The 1,305-nt window shown below is 65.4% G+C and carries 1 protein-coding gene and 1 pseudogene; both read right to left on the reverse strand.

Features of this window, described 5'->3' with window-relative positions:
- Window positions 1–354: pseudogene (locus ACFYW3_RS39160) on the reverse strand (hypothetical protein); the annotation flags it as partial.
- Between the two features lie 216 nt (window positions 355–570).
- Window positions 571–1,305 (reverse strand): IS5 family transposase gene (locus ACFYW3_RS39165; RefSeq protein ID WP_389389051.1). Its coding sequence is split into 2 segments (ribosomal slippage), with 733 coding nucleotides annotated over them: window positions 571–1,029 and window positions 1,032–1,305; the frame shifts between segments, so codons are not numbered across the junction. This gene is flagged as partial in the annotation.

Here is a 1,305-nt window from a genome sequence, read left to right on the forward strand (position 1 = left end):
GCGGCTGAGGGTTTGATCGTCCCCGTTATCAGGATCTCCCACGCTGCGCCGCATCTTCGGATGCGCCTTCGAGCCGCCGAATTCCCACGGGTTGCCGTCGCAGACGGTGGTCCAAACCTTCCGCGCTTCCTTGTCGTCGGGATACGCGCTCCACTCGCCGGTGCCGCTGCACTCCGACACCTTGTCGCCGTCGTTATTGAACTCGGCAAGGTTGGTTACGACGACGGTGCCGTCGTCCTTGAAGAGCAGGGTCCCGGTATCGCCCTCGGTCCAGGTGCCTACGATGTCGGCCCGAGCCAATGTCTGTGGCTGCCCTATGCACCCCGTGGCCAGCGTCAACACCGCGACCGCCAAGACCACTCCACGCAACCCCGCAGCGACTCGCCCTCGTTCATCACGCATGACTCCCCCTTGCGTACGTCAAACCCTGGTTGCTTCGCACACCAGATCGTCAAGCGCTCACGCTGCCACAAAAGCTGAACATGTTCAACTCTGCTCGGCGCGCATTGGCAGCCCCGCTCCACACCGAATTGAGCGGTGCACCTTGGCCACTCGCCGTAAGACGCCATTTCATTTGATGATGCGGCGGTAGCAGATCAGGGTGCTGGCGATGCCGACGAAGGCGAGGAAGTGCTCAGGCTTGCGTTCGTAGCGGCGGTGCAGGCGTCGGCATCCGTTCAGCCAGGACATGGTTCGCTCGACCACCCAGCGGTGCCGGCCCAGCCGATCGGAGGCTTCGATTCCGCGCCGCGCGATGCGGGGCACGATCTGTCGTCGTCGCAGCCAGTTGCGCAGGTGGTCGTAGTCGTAGCCCTTGTCGCCGTGGAGCTTTGCGGGGCGGCGGCGACGGGGGCCGAAGCGGGAGCGGATCGGTGGTATCCCTCGCATCAGCGGGATCAGGGCCTGGCTGTCGTGGTCATTGGCGGCTGAGATGCCTATCGAGATGGGCAGGCCGTTGCGGTCGACGATCAGATGGATTTTCGATCCTGGCTTGCCACGATCGGTCGGATTCGGTCCCGTCAACGGCCCCCTTTGAGGGCCCTGACGCTCACGGAATCGATCGCGCACCTCGACCAGTCCAACGCGCCGCGGGCACCGAGTTCATCCAAGACCAGGCGGTGCAGCTTGGCCCACACCCGGGCCTGCGACCACTCCGTGAAGCGCCGGAACGCCGTCACTCCGGAGGGGCCGAAGCCGGGCGGGAGCTGGTTCCAGGTGCACCCAGAGGTGGCCACGAAGATGATCGCAGCCAGCACCTCCCGATCCCCATGCCGACGCCGGCCACCGCCCTGAGGACGTTCCGGC

It is taken from the genome of Streptomyces sp. NPDC002602 (genome assembly GCF_042889445.1).
Taxonomy (GTDB): Bacteria; Actinomycetota; Actinomycetes; order Streptomycetales; family Streptomycetaceae; genus Streptomyces.